Raw genomic sequence first — 20675 nt, 5'->3', positions numbered from 1 at the left:
TGCCTGGTGGTGCCACCAACAGGATAAGTTCTCACTCTCCACGGGCATTCCCGGGCCGCGAAGGTGGTGGCCATGGCGATCGACACCCACACGACCATCAACGGGCCGCACACGGCGGCCCCCCACGACGACCGGCTCAGCGGCCGGGCCAAGCTGGTCCTCTTCGTGCTCTGCGCCGCCCAGTTCATGGTGGCACTCGACTTCTCCGTACTGAACGTGGCGCTCCCCGCGCTCGGCAAGGACCTGGGCCTCGGCCAGTCCGCGCTCCAGTGGGCGGTCACCGCGTTCGCCCTGCCCTCGGGCGGGTTCCTGCTCCTGTTCGGCCGCATCGCCGACCTCTTCGGCCGCAAGAAGCTGTTCCTGACCGGCCTCGCGCTCTTCGGCGCGGCGTCGCTGCTCGCCACCCTCGCCTGGAACCCGGCGTCCTTCCTGACCGGGCGCGCGCTCCAGGGCCTGGGCGCGGCCGTCATCGTGCCGACCGGCATGTCCCTGCTGACCACGACGTTCGCCGAGGGCCCGCTGCGGGAGAAGGCGCTCGGCATCTCCGGCACGCTGCTGTCGCTCGGCTACACCACCGGCATGGTGCTCGGCGGCGTCATGACCGACACCCTGGGCTGGCGCTCCACGATGGGATTGCTCGTGGCCTTCGCCGTGGTCGTCCTGGCCCTGGCCCCCGGCCTGCTGCCCGAGTCCCGCACCCCCGAGCGGCCGCGACTGGACGTGCCCGGCGCCGTCACCGTCACCGGCGGTCTGCTCGCGGTGATCTACGCCCTGTCGACGGCGGCCCAGCGCGGCTTCGGCGGCGCGGACGTCCGGGGCACCCTGCTCGGGGGCCTCGTCCTGCTGGCCGCCTTCGTCGTCGTCGAGTCGAGGGCCTCGGCCCCGCTGATCTCGCTGCCGATGCTGCGGCGCCGCACGGTGGCCTGGGGCAACCTGGGCGGTCTGGTCACCTTCTCGATGATGTCCTCGGTCGTCTTCGTGCTGACCCTCTACCTCCAGGAGATCCTGGGTCTGTCGTCCTTCGAGACCGGCCTGATCTTCGGCGTCCAGGGGGTCGCCTCGGCCGTCGCCGGCGGGTACGCCGCCAGGCTCATCGGCCGCTTCGGCACCCGGCGCGTGCTGGTCGGCTCGCTGCTCGGCCAGGGCCTGTTCGTCGCCGCCCTGCTGGGCCTCGGCACCGAGTCCGGCGCGCTGCTCGCCACCGTCGCCGTCTCGCTGGCCAGCATGTGCCACCTCGGCGCGATCATCTCGTACGGCGTGACCGTGACCAGCGGGGTGCCGAACGAGGAGCAGGGTCTGGCGACGGGACTGGTCACGACCACCCAGCAGGTCGGCCTGACCGTGGGCATCCCGCTGCTCGGCGTCCTCGCCACCACGCAGGCCTCGCTGTTCGGCGGGGTGCGCACGGTCCTGGCGATCGACGCGGTGATCGTGATCGCGGCGGCCGCGCTGGTGGCCGTCGGCCTCGGGCTGCGCGACCGCGCGCGGGCTTGAGGGGTCAGGCCCGGTCGAGCCGGAGCCGCTCGGCCTTCGGCAGACCGGCGACCACCAGGTCGTAGGAGTCCTCGATGAGCTCCCGGACCAGCCGGTCCGGGAGCTCGGCCACGGTCACGGTGTTCCAGTGCCGCTTGTTCATGTGCCAGCCCGGCACGATCGCGGCGTGCTCCTCGCGCAGCCTGACCGCGTCGTCCGGGTGGCACTTGAGGTTCACGGTGAGCGGCTCCCCGTCCAGGGCGCTCAGCGCGAACACCCTCCCGAGCACCTTGAAGACGGAGGTCTCCGGGTTGAACGGGAACTCCTCCGTCACGGCGTTGAACTCCAGGCAGAACGCCCTCAGTTCCTGCGGTGTCACTCGGTGGGTCCCTTCTCGTCGTCGTCCTTCGTCGGCTCCACGAGCACGGTGACGATCTTGTTGCGGCGGCCGGCCGGGGACTCGGCGGTGAGCCGCAGCCGCCGTGCGTCGGGCAGTTCCACCACGGCCGTGGCCCCCGCGATCGGCACCCGGCCGAGCGACTTGGCGAGCAGCCCGCCGACGGTCTCCACGTCCTCGTCGTCGAACTCGTCGAAGCCGAAGAGTTCGCCCAGGTCGCCGATGTCGAGCCGGGCGGTCACCCGGAAGCAGCCGTCCGCGAGCTCGGTGACCGGCGGCAGTTCGCGGTCGTACTCGTCGGTGATCTCGCCGACGATCTCCTCCAGGATGTCCTCGATGGTGACGATGCCCGCGGTGCCGCCGTACTCGTCGATGACGACCGCGACGTGGCTGCGCTGCTGCTGCATCTCGCGCAGCAGGTCACCGGCGTTCTTGGTGTCGGGCACGAAGGCGGCGGGCCGCATGGCGGTCGAGACGAGGTCGGCCTCGGAGTCCCGGTTGATGTGCGTCTTGCGCACCAGGTCCTTCAGATAGACGATCCCGACGATGTCGTCCTCGTTCTCGCCGGTCACCGGGATCCGCGAGAAGCCGGACCGCAGGGCGAGGGTGAGCGCCTGGCGGATCGTCTTGTAGCGCTCGATGCAGACGAGGTCGGTGCGCGGCACCATGACCTCGCGCACCAGGGTGTCCCCCAGCTCGAAGACCGAGTGCACCATGCGGCGCTCGTCGTCCTCGATCAGCGACTCCTGCTCGGCGAGGTCGACCATCGCCCGCAGCTCGGCTTCCGAGGCGAACGGCCCCTTGCGGAAGCCCTTTCCGGGGGTGAGCGCGTTGCCCAGCAGGATCAGGAGCTGCGGGATCGGGCCCATGATCCTGGCCAGCGGCAGCAGCACGTACGCCGCCGCCGTGGCGGTGTTCAGGGGGTGCTGGCGGCCGATGGTGCGGGGCGAGACGCCGACGGCGACGTACGAGACGAGCACCATCACCGCGATGGCGACGAGCAGCGCGGCCCATGTCTGGGCGAACTCGTCGAGGCAGACATAGGTGACGAGGACCCCGGCGGCCATCTCGCAGGCGACCCGCACGAGCAGGGCCACGTTCAGGTAGCGCGTGGGGTCCGAGGCGATCTGGGCGAGCTTGGCGCTGCCGCGCCGCCCGGTCCGTACCGCCTCCTCCGCGCGGAAGGAGGAGGTACGGGCGATGCCGGCCTCGGCGCAGGCGGCGAGCCAGGCGACGACGACCAGGGCGACGGCACCCGCGATCAGTTGCCCGGTCATGAGACGGTCGGCGCCGGGGAGGGCCCGGTCAGGCCCTTCTCCGCACGCCAGCCGTCCACGATCGCCGCCTGGAGGCCGAACATCTCGGCCTTCTCGTCCGGCTCCTCGTGGTCGTAGCCGAGCAGGTGCAGCACCCCGTGGACGGTCAGGAGCTGGAGCTCCTCGTCCATGGAGTGCTGCGTCTCGGCGTCCTCACCCTGCTTCTTGGCGACCTCGGGGCAGAGCACGATGTCGCCGAGGAGCCCCTGCGGGGGCTCGTCGTCGTCCTTCGACGGCGGGCGCAGCTCGTCCATCGGGAAGGACATGACGTCGGTCGGGCCCGGCAGGTCCATCCACTGGATGTGCAGCTGCTCCATGGCCTCGGCGTCCACGACGATCACCGACAGCTCGGAGAGCGGGTGGATCCGCATCCGCGTGAGCGCGTAGCGGGCGATGTCGAGGATCGCCTGCTCGTCGACCTCGGTTCCGGACTCGTTGTTGACGTCGATCGACATGGTGCGCTCTGCTCTACTTCCCGTTCCGGCCGCTGTGACCGTTCTGGTCCTGGCGGCTGTCGTACTGCTCGTACGCGTCGACGATACGGCCGACGAGCTTGTGCCGTACGACATCCTGCGAGGTGAGCCGGGAGAAGTGCACGTCGTCGACGCCTTCCAGGATGTCCTGGACCTGGCGCAGACCGCTCTTCGTGCCGTTGGGGAGGTCGACCTGGGTGATGTCACCGGTGATGACGATCTTCGAGTCGAAGCCGAGCCTGGTCAGGAACATCTTCATCTGCTCGGCGCTGGTGTTCTGCGCCTCGTCGAGGATGATGAACGCGTCGTTGAGCGTGCGGCCGCGCATGTAGGCCAGCGGCGCCACCTCGATCGTCCCCGCCGCCATCAGCCGCGGGATCGAGTCCGGGTCGAGCATGTCGTGCAGCGCGTCGTACAGCGGGCGCAGATACGGGTCGATCTTCTCGTAGAGCGTGCCGGGCAGGAAGCCCAGGCGCTCTCCGGCCTCCACGGCCGGGCGGGTCAGGATGATCCGGGTGACCTGCTTGGACTGAAGGGCCTGGACCGCCTTCGCCATGGCGAGGTAGGTCTTTCCGGTGCCGGCCGGGCCGATGCCGAAGACGATCGTGTGCTTGTCGATCGCGTCGACGTACCGCTTCTGGTTCAGGGTCTTGGGCCGGATCGTGCGGCCGCGGCTGGAGAGGATGTTCTGCGTGAGCACCTCGGCGGGTGTCTCGCGGTGACCGTCCCCGTTGGCCCCGTTGCCGTTCGCGCTGCCGTTCGCTCTGAGCATGGCGATCGAGCGTTCCACTGCGTCCTCCGTCATCGGCTGTCCGGTGCGGAGCACCAGCATCATCTCGTCGAACAGTCGCTGGATGAGGGCGACTTCCGTCGCGTCCCCCACGGCGCTGATCACATTGCCCCGTACGTGGATGTCGGCCGACGGGAAGGCCTTCTCGATCACGCGCAGCAGGGAGTCGCTCGAACCCAGAATGGTCACCATGGGGTGCTTGGCCGGGATGGTGATCTGGGCGTGCGCCTGCGGGTGTGTGGGTGTCTGAGTCATGGGCCGGCTCTGTGGCCTGCGCATACCTCCCGTTGCAGGGTTCTCGCTGCTCGAGAGCCTCTGGGATACCAAGCGTACGACTTGCTGCGCGGGCGACCGAGAGGTTTTCCACCCTGCTTCCTGGCGGGGTGTCCCGCCGGCCCTCCTGGGGCTGAGCCCCCTGGCCCCCTGTCGTCCTTCTGTCGACCTTCGTCCGCGGACCGGTTCCGGGGGCTCCGCCCCCGCGCCCCCGCTCCTCAAACGCCGGAGGGGCTGGATGTGCGGGCCGGGGCTGGGTTTGCGGGCCGGGGGTGCGGGGTCAGGCCGGGTGGCGGAAGCCCAGGGTGGGGACTGCTCGGCGGAGGGGCCAGGCCCGGGCCGCGCCCGGCAGGAGGTCGGTGAGGAAGGCGTAGCGGCGCAGCGCGGAGGGGTCCTGGTTCCGCAGCGTGCGGACCTTCTCCCACCAGCCCGCGATCTCCGCCCACCCCGGCGCCGAGAGCGACCCGCCGAACTCCTGCACGGACAGCGCCGCGGTGAGCCCAGCGAAGGCGAGCCGGTCCGCGAGGGGCCAGCCGGCCAGGGTGCCGGTGACGAAGCCCGCCACGAAGACGTCACCCGCCCCGGTGGGGTCGAGGGCCTCCACCTCGATGGCGGGGACGTCCGCCGTCTCGCCCGTCGCCGCGTCCACGGCGTACGCGCCCTCGGACCCCAGCGTGACCACCGCGAGCGGCACCTTCTCGGCCAGGGCGCGGGCGGCGGCGCGCGGGCAGTCGGTGCGGGTGTAGCGCATCGCCTCGGCCGCGTTGGGCAGGAACGCCTCGCAGTGTTCGAGGTCGGCGAGGCCCGCCAGGTCCCAGCGCCCGGTGTCGTCCCAGCCGACGTCCGCGAAGATCCGTGCCCCGGCCCGCGCGGCGTCGGCGATCCACTCCTCGCGGCGGCCCGGTTCGAGGGAGGCGACCGCGGCCCGGGCGCGCGGCGGGCAGTTGGGCGCGGACAGTTCGTGGGGCGCCTCGTGGCCGTGCGAGACCATCGTGCGTTCGCCCTCGTAGGCCATGGAGACGGTGACCGGGGAGTGCCAGCCGGGCACGGTGCGCGACAGCGACAGGTCGATGCCCTCCCCCTGTTCGAGGGCGTCCCAGCAGTACTCGCCGTAGTGGTCGTCGCCGAAGGCCGCGGCCAGCGAGGTGCGCAGGCCGAGCCGGGCGAGCGCGGTGGCCATGTTGGCGACGCCGCCGGGGCTCGAACCCATGCCGCGGGCCCAGGACTCGGTGCCGCGGACCGGGGCGGAGTCGAGCCCGGTGAAGATGATGTCGAGGAAGACCGTGCCGGTGAGGAAGACGTCGCAGGCCGGGTCGCGCGGGTCGCGCAGCCCGTCGAGCGGGTCGAGCCGGGCCGCCCGGCGCGGCTCTGCGCCCGGTACGTGCTGGTGCTCGATCAGTGAGTCGTCGGGGCGGGGCCGACCGGCCGGGGCCCCGGCGCCCGCCGCGGGGTCCCGCCCGGCGGGGTCGGACACGGGGTCCGGGCCGGGCCGCTGGGGCTCGTGGCGCGTGGGGCGGGGCGGCTGCTCTCTGCTGGGTGGTGTCGTCACGGCGGGCTCTCCGTTCGCGTACAGATCAGGCAAGTCTGCCCGATGTACGCCCGCCGGGTGCCGCTACCAGCGCGGCAGCTCCGGACACGTCCAGTCGGCGTGTTCCGGTGCCCGGCGCATCGCGGCGGCGTCGTCGCGGTCGCGCAGGGTGCCGTCGTCGTCGAGCCAGCGCCGGTGCAGCCGGGCCAGTTCGGTGCGGTCGAGGGTGACGCCGAGGCCGGGGGCGTCGGACACGGTCAGGCGTCCTTCGCGAAAGACGTGCCGGGCGGTGATCACGTCCTCGGTCTGCCACGGATAGTGGCTGTCGCAGGCGTAGTCGAGGTTGGGGACGGTCGCCGCGACGTGGGTCATCGCGGCGAGGCTGATCCCCAGGTGCGTGTTGGAGTGCATGGACAGGCCCACCCCGAACGCCCGGCAGATCGCGGCCAGTTCACGGGTGCTGCGCAGCCCGCCCCAGTAGTGGTGGTCGGACAGCACCACCTGGACGGCGTCGGTCAGGAACGCCTCCCTGATCTCGGCGAAGGTCGTGACACACATGTTGGTGGCGAGCGGCACCCCCGTCCCCCGCGACACCTCGGCCATCGCGGCCGTGCCCGGTGACGGGTCCTCCAGGTATTCGAGGACGTCCGCGAGTTCGGCCGCCACCCTCAGCGAGGTCCCGGGCGTCCAGCCGCCGTTGGGGTCGAGCCGGAGCGGCCGACCGGGGAAGGCTGCGGCCAGGGCGCGGACCGCGGCGACCTCCTGCTCGGGCGGGAAGACGCCCCCCTTGAGCTTGAAGGAGCCGAAGCCGTACGCGCGCACGAAGCGGTGGGCCTGCTCGACGATGCCCGCGGGGTCGAGGGCCGCGCCCCAGCCGTCCTTCTCGCCCGCGCCGCCCGGGTGTTCGGCCCAGCGGTAGAAGAGGTACGCGCTGTACTCCACGCTGTCGCGGACCTTGCCGCCGAGCAGGCTGTGCACGGGCACGCCCCGCACCTTGCCGAGCGCGTCGAGGCAGGCCACCTCGAAGGCGGAGACGACGGACAGTCGCAGTTTGTCGGCGGTGCGGGCACCGCGCAGCCCGCCGACGTCGACCGCCTCGTCGACCCGGGAGCCATCGACCCCGATAGTGTTCACCAGTGTGAACAGCCCGTTGAGGTCGGCGATGTCGTGGCCAACCAGCGCGTCGGCGTACGGGCCGGCCAGTTCGAGGTACGCGGTGTCGCCGTACGTCTCACCGACCCCGGTCACCCCCTCGGCCGTGACGACCTCGACGATCAGGCGGGGCGTATAGGGCTGGTGCACGCCCTGGACATTGAGGAGCGGAGGGTCGCCGATGAGGACCGGGGTGAGCCGCACCTCGACGATCCGCTGTCCGCGCACTGCGGCCCCTCCCTTTTCACGCCTGCCGCCACCCATCAACGCGTCCATCAACGCGTCCGTCGAGGCGCCCCTCGAAGTGTCCGTCAATAAAAATGGAGACTAGGTATGTGAACAGGAAGGCGTCAAGGGTCCCCCACTCCGGGACGATCCCAACTCGCCTACAGTCGCGTGAAATTCGCTTTTTTACCCGACCGGCCCAGCAACAAACAGAATGTGATCCAGATCACCCTCTCTCGACTTTTCGCGCACTCGGGACGCTTGATACAAATTGGGCCCGCGTTCCCGTACAACACCGGGCGCATCCCCCCTCTTTGGCCTCCCTGCCCCACGGGCACTGTTCCTTGGAACGCCCATGTCCGCACGCCCTCGTGCCGCCTGGCCCCTGGTCGCCGTCTTCACCGCCGGTTACCTCGCCGCATACCTCCTTCCCACCGTCGTCGGCCGCCTCTCCGCGGGCCTCGGGCTCTCCCCCGCGCAGGCCGGACTGGTCGGCTCCACCCTGCTGTTGAGCTCGGCGACAGCCGGCTTCACCCTGGCGTCCCGGGTGGAGCGGCACGGCCCGCGCCGCCTCGCCGGACTCGGCCTGATCCTCGCCATCACCGGGTACGGCGGCGCCGCCCTCACCACCCTGGTCCCGCTCGTCGTGGCGGGCGCGGTGGTCGGCGGGCTCGGTTCCGGTACGGCCACCGCGGTGGCCGCGGCCGGCATCGCCGCCCAGCGCGACCCCCACCGCACCTCGACGCTGGGCCTGCTCTCGGTCTCCGCGACGGCGGGCGCGCTCTATCTGACGATCCCTCACCTCGGCGGTGGCCACGCCACCCCGCTCGCGGCGATCGCGATCGTGGCGGCGCTGGTGTGGCCCGCGACGCGGCATCTCCCGGACACGTACGGCACGAGCCGGCCGGTGGAGGCCGTCGGAGCCCCGGGTCCCCGGCTTCCCCACCGCCGCTCCGGTACGGTCCTCGCCGCGACCATGCTCTGCTGGTCGCTCGCGCAGAACGCGCTGTGGGGGGTGAGCGGGCGGATCGGTCTCACCCAGGCAGGTCTCACCGAGGTCACCGTCGGCATGGTGTTCGCCGCGGGGCTCGGCGCGGGGCTGCTCGGCGTGCTCGGCGCGGGGGCGCTCGGTGCGCGGCTGGGGCGTGCGGTGCCGATCGGGGTGGGCACGGCGGTCATCGCGTGCTGCATCGTGGCGAGTTCGTCGGCGCACGGGCTCGTGTCCTTCGCCACCGGCGAGATCCTCTGGAACGTCTTCTATCCCGTGGTCCTCTCCTATCTGATCGGCCTGTCCGCATCGCTCGACCCGCGCGGGCGCTGGGCGGTGCTCGCCGGTTCCGCCTCCTCGCTCGGGGTGGCCTGCGGGCCGCTCACCGGGAGCCTGCTCTCGGAGTACGCGGGGTACCGGGGCATGGGGTTCGTCCTGTGCGGTCTGCTGCTGCTGATCGCGGCGCCGATGAGTGCGGTGGCGCTGAGCGCGGCCGGGCGGCCGCTGGTGCCGGGCTCCATCCGGCGCCGGGGTGGGCCCGCGGCGGCGGTTGTCGCGGGGCGGGCGGGGGCGGCGTCCGGGCTGCTTCCGCAGATCGGGGTGCCGGAGCAGGAGGTTGCGGAGATTCCGATTCGCTCGCGGGCGAGGCGGCGCCGCAAGGTCCTCGCGTCCTGAGTCCTTTCCCCACCCCGCCCCTCCCCGCTGTGACACTCTGCGGCTCCGCCGCGTGGCCTCCGGGGGTGAAAGCGCCCTGGGGCTCCGCCCCAGACCCCGTTTCGCGCCTAATGGGCGCTCGTCCTCAATCGCCGGACGGGCTAAAGATGCCCATGGGCGGCCTCCCCCGAAGGGGCGCGGGGAACTGCGCGACCAACCATCCACGGTGGACGGACGCAATCGGGCTTAGGGGCGCGGGGAACTGCGCGATCAGCCACCCACGGCGGACGGACGCGATCGGCGTTAGGGGCGCGGGGAACTGCGCGAACAACCACCCACGGCGGACGGACGGCGCCCGTGCCCCGCCCCTGGCGGAACAGGGGCGGGGGCGACGCCCCCGAGGGCTCGGCCTTCTCGACGCGGGGCACGGGCGGGTGGGTGCGGCAAGCCCCCAGGGCCTGGGGCGGGGCCTCAGGGGGTTGGGGGCTCGGGGGTGTCGAAGTCGTAGGCGGCGACCTCAGCGAGGTACGCCGCCCGCCGCCCCTCCTCGTCCTCAAGGAACGCCGCCTCGAAGGAGTTCCGGGCCAGCTCCCTGAGCCGCTCACGGGAGAGCCCCAGCGCCTCGTGCACCGCGTGGAACGTGTCACCCACGTACCCCCCGAAGTACGCCGGATCGTCGGAGTTGACCGTGCACAGCAGCCCCGCGTCCATCATCGCGGGCAGCGGGTGCTCCTCCAGCGTGTCGATCGCGCGCAGGCGTACGTTCGACAGCGGGCACAGTGTGAGCGGGATGCGGTCGCGGACCAGGCGGGCCACCAGGCCGGGGTCCTCCAGGGCCCGCAGGCCGTGGTCGATCCGCTCGACGCCCAGCAGGTCGAGCGCCTCGGTGATGTACGCCGGCGGCCCCTCCTCCCCGGCGTGCGCGACCCGGCGCAGCCCGAGCGCGGCCGCCGCCTCGTACACCTCGCGGAACTTGGCCGGCGGGTGGCCGACCTCCGCCGAGTCGAGCCCGACGCCCGTGATCCGGTCCAGGTACGGCCGCGCCGCCTCAAGGGTGAGCAGCGCCGACTCCGCCGACTGGTCGCGCAGGAAGCAGAGGATGAGCCGAGTCGAGACGCCGTGGCGTTCCTCGCTCGTGGACAGGGCCCGCCACAGCCCCTCCACGACCGTGCCGATGGACACGCCGCGCGCCGTGTGCGCCTGCGGGTCGAAGAAGATCTCGGCGTGCCGCACCCCCTGGGCCGCGGCCCGGGTCAGATAGGCGTCGGCGAGCGAGGCGAAGTCGTCCTCGGTCCGCAGCACCGTCATCAGCGAGTAGTAGAGGTTGAGGAAGGACTGCAGGTCGTCGAAGAGGTACGCCTTGCGCAGCTCCTCGGTGTCGGCGTACGGCAGCTCGACGCCGTTGCGCGCGGCGAGCTCGAAGGCCAGCTCGGGTTCGAGGGTGCCTTCGATGTGGAGGTGGAGTTCGGCCTTGGGGAGGGGCATGGGGGCTTCCTAGGGGTGGTGCTTCAGGTGGTGCGTGGGGGGACCGGGACCCTGACCAGGTCGGCGGCCACCGTCAGTTCGCCCTCGAATCCGGCGGCACGGGCCTGCCGCTCGAACTCCTCCGGGTCGGAGTAGCGCTGCGAGAAGTGGGTCAGGACGAGGTGGCGCACACCCGCGTCACGCGCCACCGACGCCGCCTGACCTGCCGTCAGATGACCGTGATCCACAGCGAGTCGGACGTCCTCGTCGAGGAACGTCGACTCGATGACCAGCAGGTCGCAGCCGTCCGCGAGCGCGGTCACGCCCGGGCACAGCCGGGTGTCCATGACGAAGGCGAACCGCTGCCCGCGCCGGACCTCGCTGACCTCGTCGAGGGTGACGCCGTTCAGCTCGCCCTCGCGCTGGAGCCGCCCCACGTCGGGGCCCTTGATGCCGTGCTCGGCGAGCAGGTCGGGCCGCATCCGCCGCCCGTCCGGCTCGACGAGCCGGTAGCCGTACGACTCGACGGGGTGCGAGAGCCTGCGGGCCTCCAGGGTGTACGCGGCCGTCGTGGCGAGGACCGCGCCCTCCCCCGCGACCGGTTCCTGGCCGAGCCGGACCGACTCGTGGTAGGCGGTGGCGTACCGCAGCCGCTCGAAGAAGTGCTCGCCGCTGAGCGGGTAGTGCGCGGTGACCGGGTGCGGGACCCGGTCCAGGTTGATCCGCTGAATCACCCCGGCCAGGCCCAGCGAGTGGTCGCCGTGGAAGTGCGTGACGCAGATCCGGTTGATGTCGTGGGCGGCGACCCCGGCCCGCAGCATCTGCCGCTGGGTGCCCTCGCCGGGATCGAAGAGGATGCCCTCGCCGTCCCAGCGCAGCAGATAGCCGTTGTGGTTGCGGTGCCGGGTGGGAACCTGGCTGGCGGTGCCGAGCACCACCAATTCACGTACGGACACGGTGAGTCGGCCTGCTGTTCCGGGTTATCCGGGCGGCCACTGGAGGCCGCGGCCGCCCAGGACGTGCGCGTGGGCGTGGAAGACGGTCTGCCCGGCGCCGCTGCCGGTGTTGAAGACGACCCGGTAGCCGCTCTGGTCGATCTTCTCCTCGCGGGCGACCTCCCCGGCCTCGCGCAGCACGTCCGCGAGGATCACGGGTTCGGCGGCCGCGAGGGAGGCGGCGTCCGGGTGGTGGACCTTGGGGATGACCAGGACGTGGGTGGGCGCCTGGGGGTTGATGTCGCGGAAGGCCACGGTCGTCTCGGTCTCCCGCACGACGGTCGCCGGGACATCGCCCGAGACGATTTTGCAGAACAGGCAGTCGGCCTGCGGCTCTCCGGCCACGGTCCGGTCCTCCTTGGTCGCGTTGATCAGGTAACCGCATGCTACTCAACGCGTTCCGGCGGTACGGGAGCACGGCGGGCGGCCCCGGGGCGCCCCCGGCCCGCTACTTGCCGCGGAAGGACTCCGTGACCGTCACGGTCACCGTGACGGTGGGATTGCCGCCCGGGTGGTGCGTGGCGGGTCCGGTCGTCGGGGCGGGCCCTTCGCAGTCGCCGAGGACACTGGCGCGGAAGACGGTCCGGTCGGCGACCTTGGCCGTCAGGTCGCCCTTCACACAGCGGCCCTCGACCTCCTGGGTGACCGTCCCCTTGACCGTGATCGGCCTGCCGTCCTTGGTCTCGCCCTGGCAGTTCACGTCGGCGACCTGGCGGGTGGTGCTGCCGGCCGAAGGGGTCGCGCTGGGGCCGCCCTTGAGGTTGGCCGTGCAGGTCAGCCATTTGATGTCGACGTGCTGCTGCCGCAGCGCGGCGGTGGCCGTCTGGTCCGTGGTGACCGCGACGGCCGCGGAGTTGAGCCCGCCCACCGGGTCGCAGGCGGCCGCCCCGCCGATCGCCAGCGCGACCGCGGCCAGGGCGGGCAGCGTGCGGTACGCCCTGCGGCGGGCGGTGTGCTGTGCCGGACGGTGTGACCTCGTGGCCCCCATGGGCGCCAGCGTGCCACCGCCGCCCCCGGTGCGGTAGACCCCATGCGGCCATCCCCGGCCACGCCCGCCGAGGGCTCAGGCCCAGCGGCCCGTCCGGGACATCAGGACCGCCGCGGCCACCGTGCCCGCCGTCGACGTGCGCAGCACGCTGCTGCCCAGCCGGTACGGCTGCGCGCCCGCCTCGGCGAACGTGGCCAGCTCCTCCGGCGAGACCCCGCCCTCGGGCCCCACCACCAGGACGATCTCCCCGCGCTCGGGAAGCTCGGCCGTCGCCAGGGCGCCCGAGCCGGCGTCGCGGTCCTCGTGCAGGACCACCGCCAGGTCCGCCTCGGCGAGCAGCGCCGCGACCTGCTTCGTGGTCATCGCCTCGCGTACGTCGGGAAAGCGCACCCGGCGCGACTGCTTGCCCGCCTCGCGGGCCGTACTGCGCCATTTGGCGAGGGACTTGGCGCCGCGCTCGCCCTTCCACTGGGTGATGCAGCGCGCGGCCTGCCACGGCACGATCGCGTCGACGCCCGTCTCGGTCATCGTCTCCACCGCGACCTCGCCCCGGTCGCCCTTGGGCAGCGCCTGCACCACGGTGACGCGTACCGGCGGCTCGTCCTCGCTCGCGTGCGCGGTGATCCGTACGACCAAGCGGTCCTTGCCCTCGGCCGCCACGACCACGGCGTCCGCCCAGGTCCCGGCGCCGTCGGTGAGGGTCACCTCCTCGTCCGCGCGCAGCCGCTTCACGGAGACGGCGTGCCGGCCCTCCGGCCCGTCCAGGACGAACTCACCGCCGGCCGGCACCTTGTCGACAACGAAGACCGGGGCGGTCATGACGTGCTCCTCGTGTTTTTCAGGTTCTGCAGTTTCGCGGTCAACTCGGCTGCCGCGTCGTCCAGTTCGGCGGCCAGCACCTCGACGAGCCGCCCGGCCGGGAGTTCCCGGGCCAGCCGGTGGCCCTGGCCCGCCCAGAGCGCCATGCCCTGTGGGTCGCCCGCCTCGGCCGCGGCCTTGCGCAGGCCCGAGGTGAGCTGGTGCACCTGCGGATAGGCGGCGGGGGCGTACGGCCCGTGCTCGCGCATGAAACGGTTCACCAGGCCCCGCGCGGGCCGCCCGGAGAACGCCCGCGTCAACTCCGTACGGACGAAAAGGGGGTTGGTCAGCGCCTGCTTGTGCAGGACGTTCGCGCCCGACTCCGGGCAGACCAGGAACGCCGTGCCCAGCTGCGCCGCGTCGGCGCCCGCCGCGAGCACCGCCGCGATCTGCGCGCCGCGCATCAGCCCGCCCGTCGCGACGATCGGCAGCTGGACCGCCTCCCGGACGAGGCCGATCAGCGTGAGCAGCCCGATGCGGGCCCCGCCGACCTGCGGATCGTCCCGGTAGGTGCCCTGGTGGCCGCCCGCCTCGACGCCCTGCACACACACCGCGTCCGCCCCCGCCCACTGCGCGGCCTGCGCCTCCTGGGCCGTGGTGACCGTGACGATCGTGTACGTGCCCACTTTCGCGAACGCGTCGAGCACCGTGCGATCGGGGCAGCCGAAGGTGAACGAGACGACCGGCACCGGGTCCTCGCGCAGGATCGCCAGCTTGGCCTCGTAGTTGTCGTCGCCACCGGAGTCGGCGTCGCCCAGGGGGGTCTCGTACCAGGAGGCCTCGCCCGCCAGTTGGTGGCGGTAGACCTCGACGGCGGCGGGGTCGGTGTGCGGGTCCTGGGGCATGAACAGGTTGACTCCGAAGGGCTGGCCGGTGAGCCCCCGCACCTGCTTGATCTCCTGGTACATGCCGTCGGCGGTCTTGTACCCGGCGGCGAGGAAGCCGAGCCCCCCGGCCTCGGAGACGGCCGCGGCCAGCGCCGGACCGGAGGCGCCGCCCGCCATGGGCGCCTGCACGATCGGATACCGGCAGAGATCGGTCAAAGCCATGCCCGCATCGTGCCACGACGCAGCTCTCGCACCGAATCGCCTCTTCCGCCCGGGGTGGGTGAGTCCGGCCACCTCGCCCGCGGGCCGCACCCGCCGGACGGCCGGATTCCGCTCGGCGGCGGCGGAAAACCGCGCCGGAACGACGAAGAGGGGCCACGGGGAACGCCCCGTGGCCCCTCTTCACGGCCTACCGGCCGTTGAATTCATGGCTTACCGGCCCTTGAATTCATGGCCTACCGGCCGTTGAACGCGTCCTTCAGACGGGAGAACAGACCCTGCTGGCCGGGCTGGAACTGGCCCGTGGGGCGCTCCTCGCCGCGCAGCTTGGCCAGCTGGCGCAGCAGGTCCTCCTGCTGGGGGTCCAGCTTGCTGGGGGTGAGGACCTCCACGTGCACGATGAGGTCGCCCCGGCCGCCGCCGCGCAGGTGCGTGATGCCGCGGCCGTGCAGCGGGATGGACTGGCCGGACTGGGTGCCCGGGCGGATGTCCACCTCCTCCATGCCGTCCAGGGTCTGGAGCGGCACCTTGGTGCCGAGCGACGCCGCCGTCATCGGGATGGTGACCGTGCAGTGCAGGTCGTCGCCCCGGCGCTGGAACACGTCGTGCGGCAGCTCGTGGATCTCCACGTACAGGTCACCGGCGGGGCCGCCGCCGGGGCCGACCTCGCCCTCGCCCGCGAGCTGGATCCGGGTGCCGTTGTCGACACCGGCCGGGATCTTCACGGTGAGGGTGCGCCGCGAGCGGATGCGGCCGTCGCCCGCGCACTCCGGGCACGGGGTGGGCACCACGGTGCCGAAGCCCTGGCACTGGGGGCAGGGGCGCGAGGTCATGACCTGGCCCAGGAAGGACCGGGTGACCTGGGACACCTCGCCGCGGCCGCGGCACATGTCACAGGTCTGCGCGGAGGTGCCGGGAGCCGCGCCCTCGCCCGAACAGGTCGTGCACACCACCGCGGTGTCGACCTGGATCTCCTTGGTGGTGCCGAAGGCCGCCTCGTTGAGGTCGATCTCCAGGCGGATCATGGCGTCCTGGCCACGGCGGGTCCGCGAGCGCGGTCCGCGCTGCGACGCCGTGCCGAAGAAGGCGTCCATGATGTCCGAGAAGTTGCCGAAGCCGCCCGCGCCGAAGCCGCCGGCCCCGCCGCCGCCCGACGACGACAGCGGGTCGCCGCCGAGGTCGTAGACCTGCTTCTTCTGCGGGTCGGAGAGGACCTCGTAAGCGGCGTTGATCTCCTTGAACCGCTCCTGGGTCTTCGGGTCGGGGTTCACGTCGGGATGGAGTTCCCGCGCGAGCCTCCGGAAGGCCTTCTTGATCTCGTCCTGTGATGCGTCGCGGCGCACGCCGAGTACGGCGTAGTAGTCCGTGGCCACTTACGACTCCGCCAGGATCTGTCCGACGTAACGTGCCACTGCGCGTACCGCTCCCATCGTTCCGGGGTAATCCATGCGGGTCGGTCCGACCACGCCGAGTTTGGCGACCGCCTCGCCGCCGGAACCGTAGCCGACCGATACGACGGACGTGGAGTTCAGTCCTTCGTGGGCGTTGTTCTCGTGCCCGATGCGTACGGTCATGCCCGATTCCTTGGCCTCGCCGAGCAGCTTGAGGAGCACGACCTGCTCCTCAAGCGCCTCCAGCACCGGCCTGATGGTCAGCGGGAAGTCGTGTCCGAAGCGGGTGAGATTGGCGGTGCCGCCGATCATCAACCGCTCCTCGGTCTCTTCGACCAGGGTTTCGAGGAGGGTGGCGAGGACCGTCGAAACGGTTCCTCGGTCCTCCGGTTCAAAGGACTCCGGCAGGTCCTGCACCAGCTGCGGCACGTCCGCGAAGCGGCGCCCCACCACCCGTGCGTTGAGCCGGGCCCGCAGGTCCGCGAGCGAGGCCTCGCTGAACGGCGCCGGGCAGTCCACCATGCGCTGCTCGACGCGGCCGGTGTCCGTGATCAGCACCAGCATCAGCCGGGCCGCGGCGAGTGAGAGAAGTTCCACGTGCCGCACCGTCGAGCGGGTCAGCGACGGGTACTGAACCACCGCCACCTGCCGGGTCAGCTGCGCCAGCAGCCGCACCGTACGGGCCACGACGTCGTCCAGGTCGACCGCGCTGTCCAGGAAGTTCTGGATCGCCCGGCGCTCCGGCGACGACAGGGGCTTGACGCCCGCGAGCCGGTCGACGAAGAGCCGGTAGCCCTTGTCGGTCGGGATCCGGCCGGCGCTGGTGTGGGGCTGGGCGATGAAGCCCTCCTCCTCCAGCACCGCCATGTCGTTGCGCACGGTGGCCGGGGAGACCCCCAGCGCGTGCCGCTCCGTGAGGGCCTTGGACCCCACGGGCTCCTCGGTGCCGACGTAGTCCTGGACGATGGCGCGCAGCACCTCGAGCCTGCGTTCACTGAGCATCGCGCACACCTCCAGTAGCCGTCCTTTTGGCACTCACTGTGTTCGAGTGCCAGCAATCCCCCGGCCAGTGTACGGCCGACCGGTACGCCCCTAGCAAGGGCGGCCGACCACGCTACCGTGCGGCGACGCCGGTCGATTGCGGATAGCGTCGCGTCATGGACGTCAGTTGGGAAGAGTTCGGCTGGGAGCGGCTGGGTGACGGGATCGGGCGCAGGCGCCTGCCCATCTGGGACGCCACGGCCGCGCTGGTGGCCGGCGAGAGCTCGCTCCTCCTGTACGACACCGGCGCGACGCTCCGCGAGGGCGCCGAACTCCGGTCGCAGGCGGAGGCCCTTTTCGGCCGCCGTGTGACCCACATCGCGCTCAGCCACCCCCACTTCGACCACGTCATGGGCACGGCCGCCTTCTCCGGCGCCGAGGTGTACGGGGCGGTCGGCATCGAGCGGGCCCTGGGGGGCGACGAGCTGCGCGCGGACGCGGTGCGCCACGGGGTGCCCGCCGAGGAAGCCGCCGAGGCGGCCGACCTGCTCGTCGTGCCGCACCACGCGGTGTCCGGCGAGTGGACGCTGGACCTGGGCGGCCGTCAGGTGCTGCTCGCCAACGTCGGCCCCGGGCACAGCGGCCACGACCTCGCGCTCCTGGTCCCGGCGCGCGGCGGCTCACCGGAGATCGTCTTCTGCGGCGACCTGGTCGAGGAGTCGGGCGAGCCGCAGGCGGGCTCCGACGCGGTGGTGTCCCGCTGGCCCGCCGCGCTGGACCGGCTGCTCTCGCTCGGCGGCGAGGACGCGGTGTACGTGCCGGGGCACGGGGCGGTGGTGGACGCGGCGTTCGTCCGCGCCCAGCGGGACCAACTCGCCGCCCGCCTCAGCCAGTCGTGACCGCCACGCCCCTGGGGCCCTCACCCCCGGACCCCCGGCCGACCCCAATAATGAGCCCCATGCGCAGTTACAGCCCTGATCTCACCCCGCCCTGGCTGCATCTCCCGGGGGCCAACCCCCGGACCCCCGGCCGACCCCAATAATGAGCCGCATGCGCAGTTACAGCCCTGATCTCACCCCGCCCTGGAAGAAGAAGCAGGCGCCTGTTCCGGAGGTACCTGCCGAGACCGACCTCGTCGTCGAGGAGGTCTCCACGGGATTCTGCGGAGCCGTGATCCGCTGCGAGAAGACGGCCGAGGGACCGACCGTCACCCTGGAGGACCGCTTCGGCAAGCACCGGGTCTTCCCGCTAGCGCCGCGCGGGTTCCTCCTGGAGGGCAAGGTGGTCACCCTCGTACGCCCCTCCGCCTCCGCGCCCGTACGCCCCACCCGCACGGCCTCCGGGTCGCTCGCCGTGCCGGGTGCGCGGGCCCGGGTCGCCCGGGCGGGGCGGATCTACGTCGAGGGGCGCCACGACGCCGAGCTCGTCGAGAAGGTGTGGGGCGACGACCTGCGCATCGAGGGGGTGGTCGTCGAGTACCTGGAGGGCATCGACGACCTTCCGGCGATCGTCGCCGAGTTCTCCCCGGGGCCGGACGCGCGGCTCGGCGTCCTGGTCGACCACCTCGTCCCGGGCTCCAAGGAGTCCCGCATCGCGGCGTCCGTCACCCACCCCGACGTGCTGGTCGTCGGGCACCCCTACATCGACGTGTGGGAGGCCGTGAAACCGGCGTCCGTGGGGATTCCCGCGTGGCCGGTCGTGCCGCGGGGGCAGGACTGGAAGACGGGGGTGTGCCGGGCGCTGGGGTGGGCCGAGAACACGGGGGCGGCGTGGGCCCGCATTCTGTCCGGGGTGTCGTCGTACCGGGATCTCGACGCGTCGTTGCTGGGGTCGGTGGAGCGGTTGATCGACTTCGTGACGGTCCCGTAGCTTTCCCCACCCCGCCCCTTCCCGAAACCCTCCGGGGGTATGCGTTCCGGGCTGCCCGGGGGCTCCGCCCCGGACCCCGTTCGCGCCCGAAAGGCGCTCGTCCTCAAACGCCGGACGGGCTGAGGATGCCGACGCCGCCCCCCTCGAAGGGGCACAGGCGCTCGGCGGCTCCGGCCGCGCACGCGAGCACCGCAGTTGCCCAGGGGCGCGAGGAACTGCGCGAGCAACCACGCACGGCCCGCGGGCGAAAGCGAGCTTAGGGGCGCGGGGAACTGCGCGAGCAAGAGACTACGGCCCGCAGGTGGAAGCGGGCTTAAGGGGCGCGGGGAACTGCGCGACCAGCCACACACGGCGCGAGGCCGACGTCGGGGTTAAGGGGCGCGGGGAACTGCGCGACCAGCCACACACGGCGCGAGGCCGACGTCGGGGTTAAGGGGCGCGGGGAACTGCGCGAGCAAGAGACCACGGCCCGCAGGTGAAAGCGGGTTAAGGGGCGCGAGGGGCCACGCACGGGCCGCGGGGCGATGGGGCGTGGGGCCCCGCGGGTCGGAGGGGGGCGGGGCCTCAGTCGACCAGGGCTCGTACCACCGCGTCCGCCAGCAACCGCCCCCGCAGGGTCAGCACGGCCCGCCCGGCGGCGAAGGAGGGGGCGTCCAGGAGGCCGTCCTGCACGGCGCGGCGGGCCGCCGCGAGGCCCGCGGGGTGCAGCAGGTCCAGCGGGCAGCCCTCGCGCAGGCGGAGTTCCAGCAGGATCCGCTCCACCCGGCGGTCCTCCCCCGCCAGGACCTCGCGCCCCGCCCCGGGCGAGCGGCCGGAGGCCAGGGCCGCCGCGTAGGCGCCCGGGTGCTTCACGTTCCACCACCGCACCCCGCCGACGTGGCTGTGCGCCCCCGGCCCGGCGCCCCACCAGTCCGCCCCGCGCCAGTACAGCTCGTTGTGCAGGCAGCGCCCGGCCTCGGTGGTGGCCCAGTTCGACACCTCGTACCAGGAGTACCCGGCCGCGCCGAGCACCTCGTCCGCGATCAGGTACCGGTCCGCGTGCTCGTCGTCGTCCGTCATCGGCACCTCGCCGCGCCGGATGCGGCGGGCGAGCTGGGTGCCCTCCTCGACGATCAGGGCGTACGCGCTGATGTGGTCGGGCCCGGCTCCGACGGCCGCGTCGAGCGAGGCCCGCCAGTCGTCGTCGCTCTCGCCCGGGGTGCCGTAGATCAGGTCCAGGTTGACGTGGTCGAAGCCCGCCGCGCGCGCCTCGGCGACGCACGCCTCCGGGCGGCCCGGCGTGTGGGTGCGGTCGAGGACCTTCAGGACGTGCTGCCGGGCGCTCTGCATGCCGAAGGAGATCCGGTTGAAGCCGCCCGCCCGGAGCTCGGCGAGGTAGGCGGGGTCCACCGACTCCGGGTTGGCCTCGGTGGTGACCTCCGCGTCCTCGGCGAGCCCGAACTCGTCGCGTACCGCCGCCAGCATGCGCACCAGGTCGGCCGCGGCCAGCAGGGTCGGCGTGCCGCCGCCGACGAAGACGGTCCGCACCGGGCGGGGGTCCTCGCCGAGCACCTTGCGGGCCAGCCGGATCTCCTCGACGACCATGTCCGCGTAGTTGTCGCGGGAGGCCAGGACACCGCCCTTGCCCACCAGCTCGCTCGCCGTGTACGTGTTGAAGTCGCAGTAGCCGCAGCGCGTCGCGCAGTACGGAACGTGCAGGTAGAACCCGAGCGGCCGGTCCCCCGCGCCCTCCAGGGCGGCACGGGGCAGCGACCCGTCCTCGGGCATGGGCTCACCATCGGGCAGTACGGAAGGCATGCCCCCATTGTCCGGCA

At 72.4% G+C, this 20675-nt stretch carries 19 protein-coding genes; 4 read left to right on the top strand and 15 right to left on the bottom strand.

Going from position 1 to position 20675, the window contains the following annotated elements; all coding sequences use genetic code 11:
* Positions 1-72: 72 nt before the first annotated feature.
* The gene (locus DT019_RS04780) at positions 73-1494 is read left to right on the top strand and encodes an MFS transporter (protein ID WP_114035378.1); all 1422 of its coding nucleotides are present in this window, start codon (positions 73-75) and stop codon (positions 1492-1494) included.
* 4 nt (positions 1495-1498) lie between these two features.
* Here the strand turns inward: DT019_RS04780 and DT019_RS04775 are convergent, their stop codons facing one another.
* The 6 genes from DT019_RS04775 to DT019_RS04750 all read right to left on the bottom strand — a co-directional run bounded on the left by DT019_RS04775 (position 1499) and on the right by DT019_RS04750 (position 7630).
* A complete protein-coding gene (locus DT019_RS04775) occupies positions 1499-1852 on the bottom strand; it encodes an MmcQ/YjbR family DNA-binding protein (protein ID WP_114035377.1) in 354 nt (117 codons plus the stop codon).
* Positions 1849-3147, bottom strand: a complete 1299-nt coding sequence (locus DT019_RS04770; protein ID WP_114035376.1) for a hemolysin family protein — start codon at positions 3145-3147, stop codon at positions 1849-1851. Before DT019_RS04770 ends, DT019_RS04775 begins: the two co-directional genes overlap by 4 nt.
* Positions 3144-3641, bottom strand: coding sequence for an rRNA maturation RNase YbeY (ybeY, locus tag DT019_RS04765; RefSeq protein ID WP_114035375.1), 498 nt, complete (start codon positions 3639-3641; stop codon positions 3144-3146). The genes DT019_RS04770 and ybeY overlap by 4 nt, the downstream gene beginning before the upstream one ends.
* A gap of 13 nt (positions 3642-3654) precedes the next feature.
* Positions 3655-4704 (bottom strand): PhoH family protein, encoded by a 1050-nt coding sequence (locus DT019_RS04760; RefSeq protein WP_114035374.1) that lies wholly within the window; start codon positions 4702-4704, stop codon positions 3655-3657.
* A 298-nt stretch (positions 4705-5002) separates the two neighbouring features.
* The gene (locus tag DT019_RS04755) at positions 5003-6118 is read right to left on the bottom strand and encodes a PfkB family carbohydrate kinase (protein ID WP_114035997.1); all 1116 of its coding nucleotides are present in this window, start codon (positions 6116-6118) and stop codon (positions 5003-5005) included.
* 216 nt (positions 6119-6334) lie between these two features.
* Positions 6335-7630, bottom strand: coding sequence for an enolase C-terminal domain-like protein (locus DT019_RS04750; protein WP_223279303.1), 1296 nt, complete (start codon positions 7628-7630; stop codon positions 6335-6337).
* Positions 7631-7982: 352 nt separating this feature from the next.
* On the opposite strand from DT019_RS04750, the gene DT019_RS04745 reads away from it, so the two are divergent.
* Positions 7983-9290 carry an MFS transporter gene (locus DT019_RS04745; protein WP_114035373.1) on the top strand — a complete coding sequence of 436 codons (1308 nt, stop codon included), beginning with the start codon at positions 7983-7985 and terminating at the stop codon, positions 9288-9290.
* A gap of 450 nt (positions 9291-9740) precedes the next feature.
* On the opposite strand, the gene DT019_RS04740 is transcribed toward DT019_RS04745, so the two are convergent.
* The 8 genes from DT019_RS04740 to hrcA all read right to left on the bottom strand — a co-directional run bounded on the left by DT019_RS04740 (position 9741) and on the right by hrcA (position 17013).
* Positions 9741-10754, bottom strand: coding sequence for an adenosine deaminase (locus tag DT019_RS04740; protein ID WP_114035372.1), 1014 nt, complete (start codon positions 10752-10754; stop codon positions 9741-9743).
* Between the two features lie 23 nt (positions 10755-10777).
* Entirely contained in the window at positions 10778-11689 is a 912-nt protein-coding gene (locus tag DT019_RS04735; protein ID WP_114035371.1) for a ribonuclease Z, read from the bottom strand.
* A 24-nt stretch (positions 11690-11713) separates the two neighbouring features.
* Positions 11714-12073, bottom strand: coding sequence for a histidine triad nucleotide-binding protein (locus DT019_RS04730; RefSeq protein ID WP_114035370.1), 360 nt, complete (start codon positions 12071-12073; stop codon positions 11714-11716).
* A gap of 103 nt (positions 12074-12176) precedes the next feature.
* A complete protein-coding gene (locus DT019_RS04725) occupies positions 12177-12716 on the bottom strand; it encodes a hypothetical protein (RefSeq protein WP_223279302.1) in 540 nt (179 codons plus the stop codon).
* A gap of 75 nt (positions 12717-12791) precedes the next feature.
* Positions 12792-13535 (bottom strand): 16S rRNA (uracil(1498)-N(3))-methyltransferase, encoded by a 744-nt coding sequence (locus DT019_RS04720; RefSeq protein ID WP_114035369.1) that lies wholly within the window; start codon positions 13533-13535, stop codon positions 12792-12794.
* A complete protein-coding gene (locus tag DT019_RS04715; RefSeq protein WP_114035368.1) occupies positions 13532-14623 on the bottom strand; it encodes a nitronate monooxygenase in 1092 nt (363 codons plus the stop codon). The genes DT019_RS04720 and DT019_RS04715 overlap by 4 nt, the downstream gene beginning before the upstream one ends.
* 233 nt (positions 14624-14856) lie before the next feature.
* A complete protein-coding gene (gene dnaJ, locus DT019_RS04710; protein WP_114035367.1) occupies positions 14857-15993 on the bottom strand; it encodes a molecular chaperone DnaJ in 1137 nt (378 codons plus the stop codon).
* Complete coding sequence (hrcA, locus tag DT019_RS04705; RefSeq protein ID WP_114035366.1) at positions 15994-17013, bottom strand: heat-inducible transcriptional repressor HrcA; 1020 nt, start codon at positions 17011-17013, stop codon at positions 15994-15996.
* 155 nt (positions 17014-17168) lie between these two features.
* Here hrcA and DT019_RS04700 point away from each other — a divergent pair, with 155 nt between their 5' ends.
* Positions 17169-17891, top strand: a complete 723-nt coding sequence (locus tag DT019_RS04700; RefSeq protein WP_114035365.1) for an MBL fold metallo-hydrolase — start codon at positions 17169-17171, stop codon at positions 17889-17891.
* A 151-nt stretch (positions 17892-18042) separates the two neighbouring features.
* The gene (locus DT019_RS04695; protein ID WP_114035364.1) at positions 18043-18861 is read left to right on the top strand and encodes a DUF3097 domain-containing protein; all 819 of its coding nucleotides are present in this window, start codon (positions 18043-18045) and stop codon (positions 18859-18861) included.
* 564 nt (positions 18862-19425) lie between these two features.
* On the opposite strand, the gene hemW is transcribed toward DT019_RS04695, so the two are convergent.
* A complete protein-coding gene (gene hemW, locus DT019_RS04690) occupies positions 19426-20658 on the bottom strand; it encodes a radical SAM family heme chaperone HemW (RefSeq protein ID WP_114035363.1) in 1233 nt (410 codons plus the stop codon).
* Positions 20659-20675 lie beyond the last annotated feature (17 nt).

It is taken from the genome of Streptomyces sp. SDr-06 (assembly GCF_003324565.1).
Classification (GTDB): Bacteria; Actinomycetota; Actinomycetes; order Streptomycetales; family Streptomycetaceae; genus Streptomyces.
Note: the sequence above shows the minus strand (reverse complement) of the source record. Positions and strands in the feature narration are given on the sequence as shown.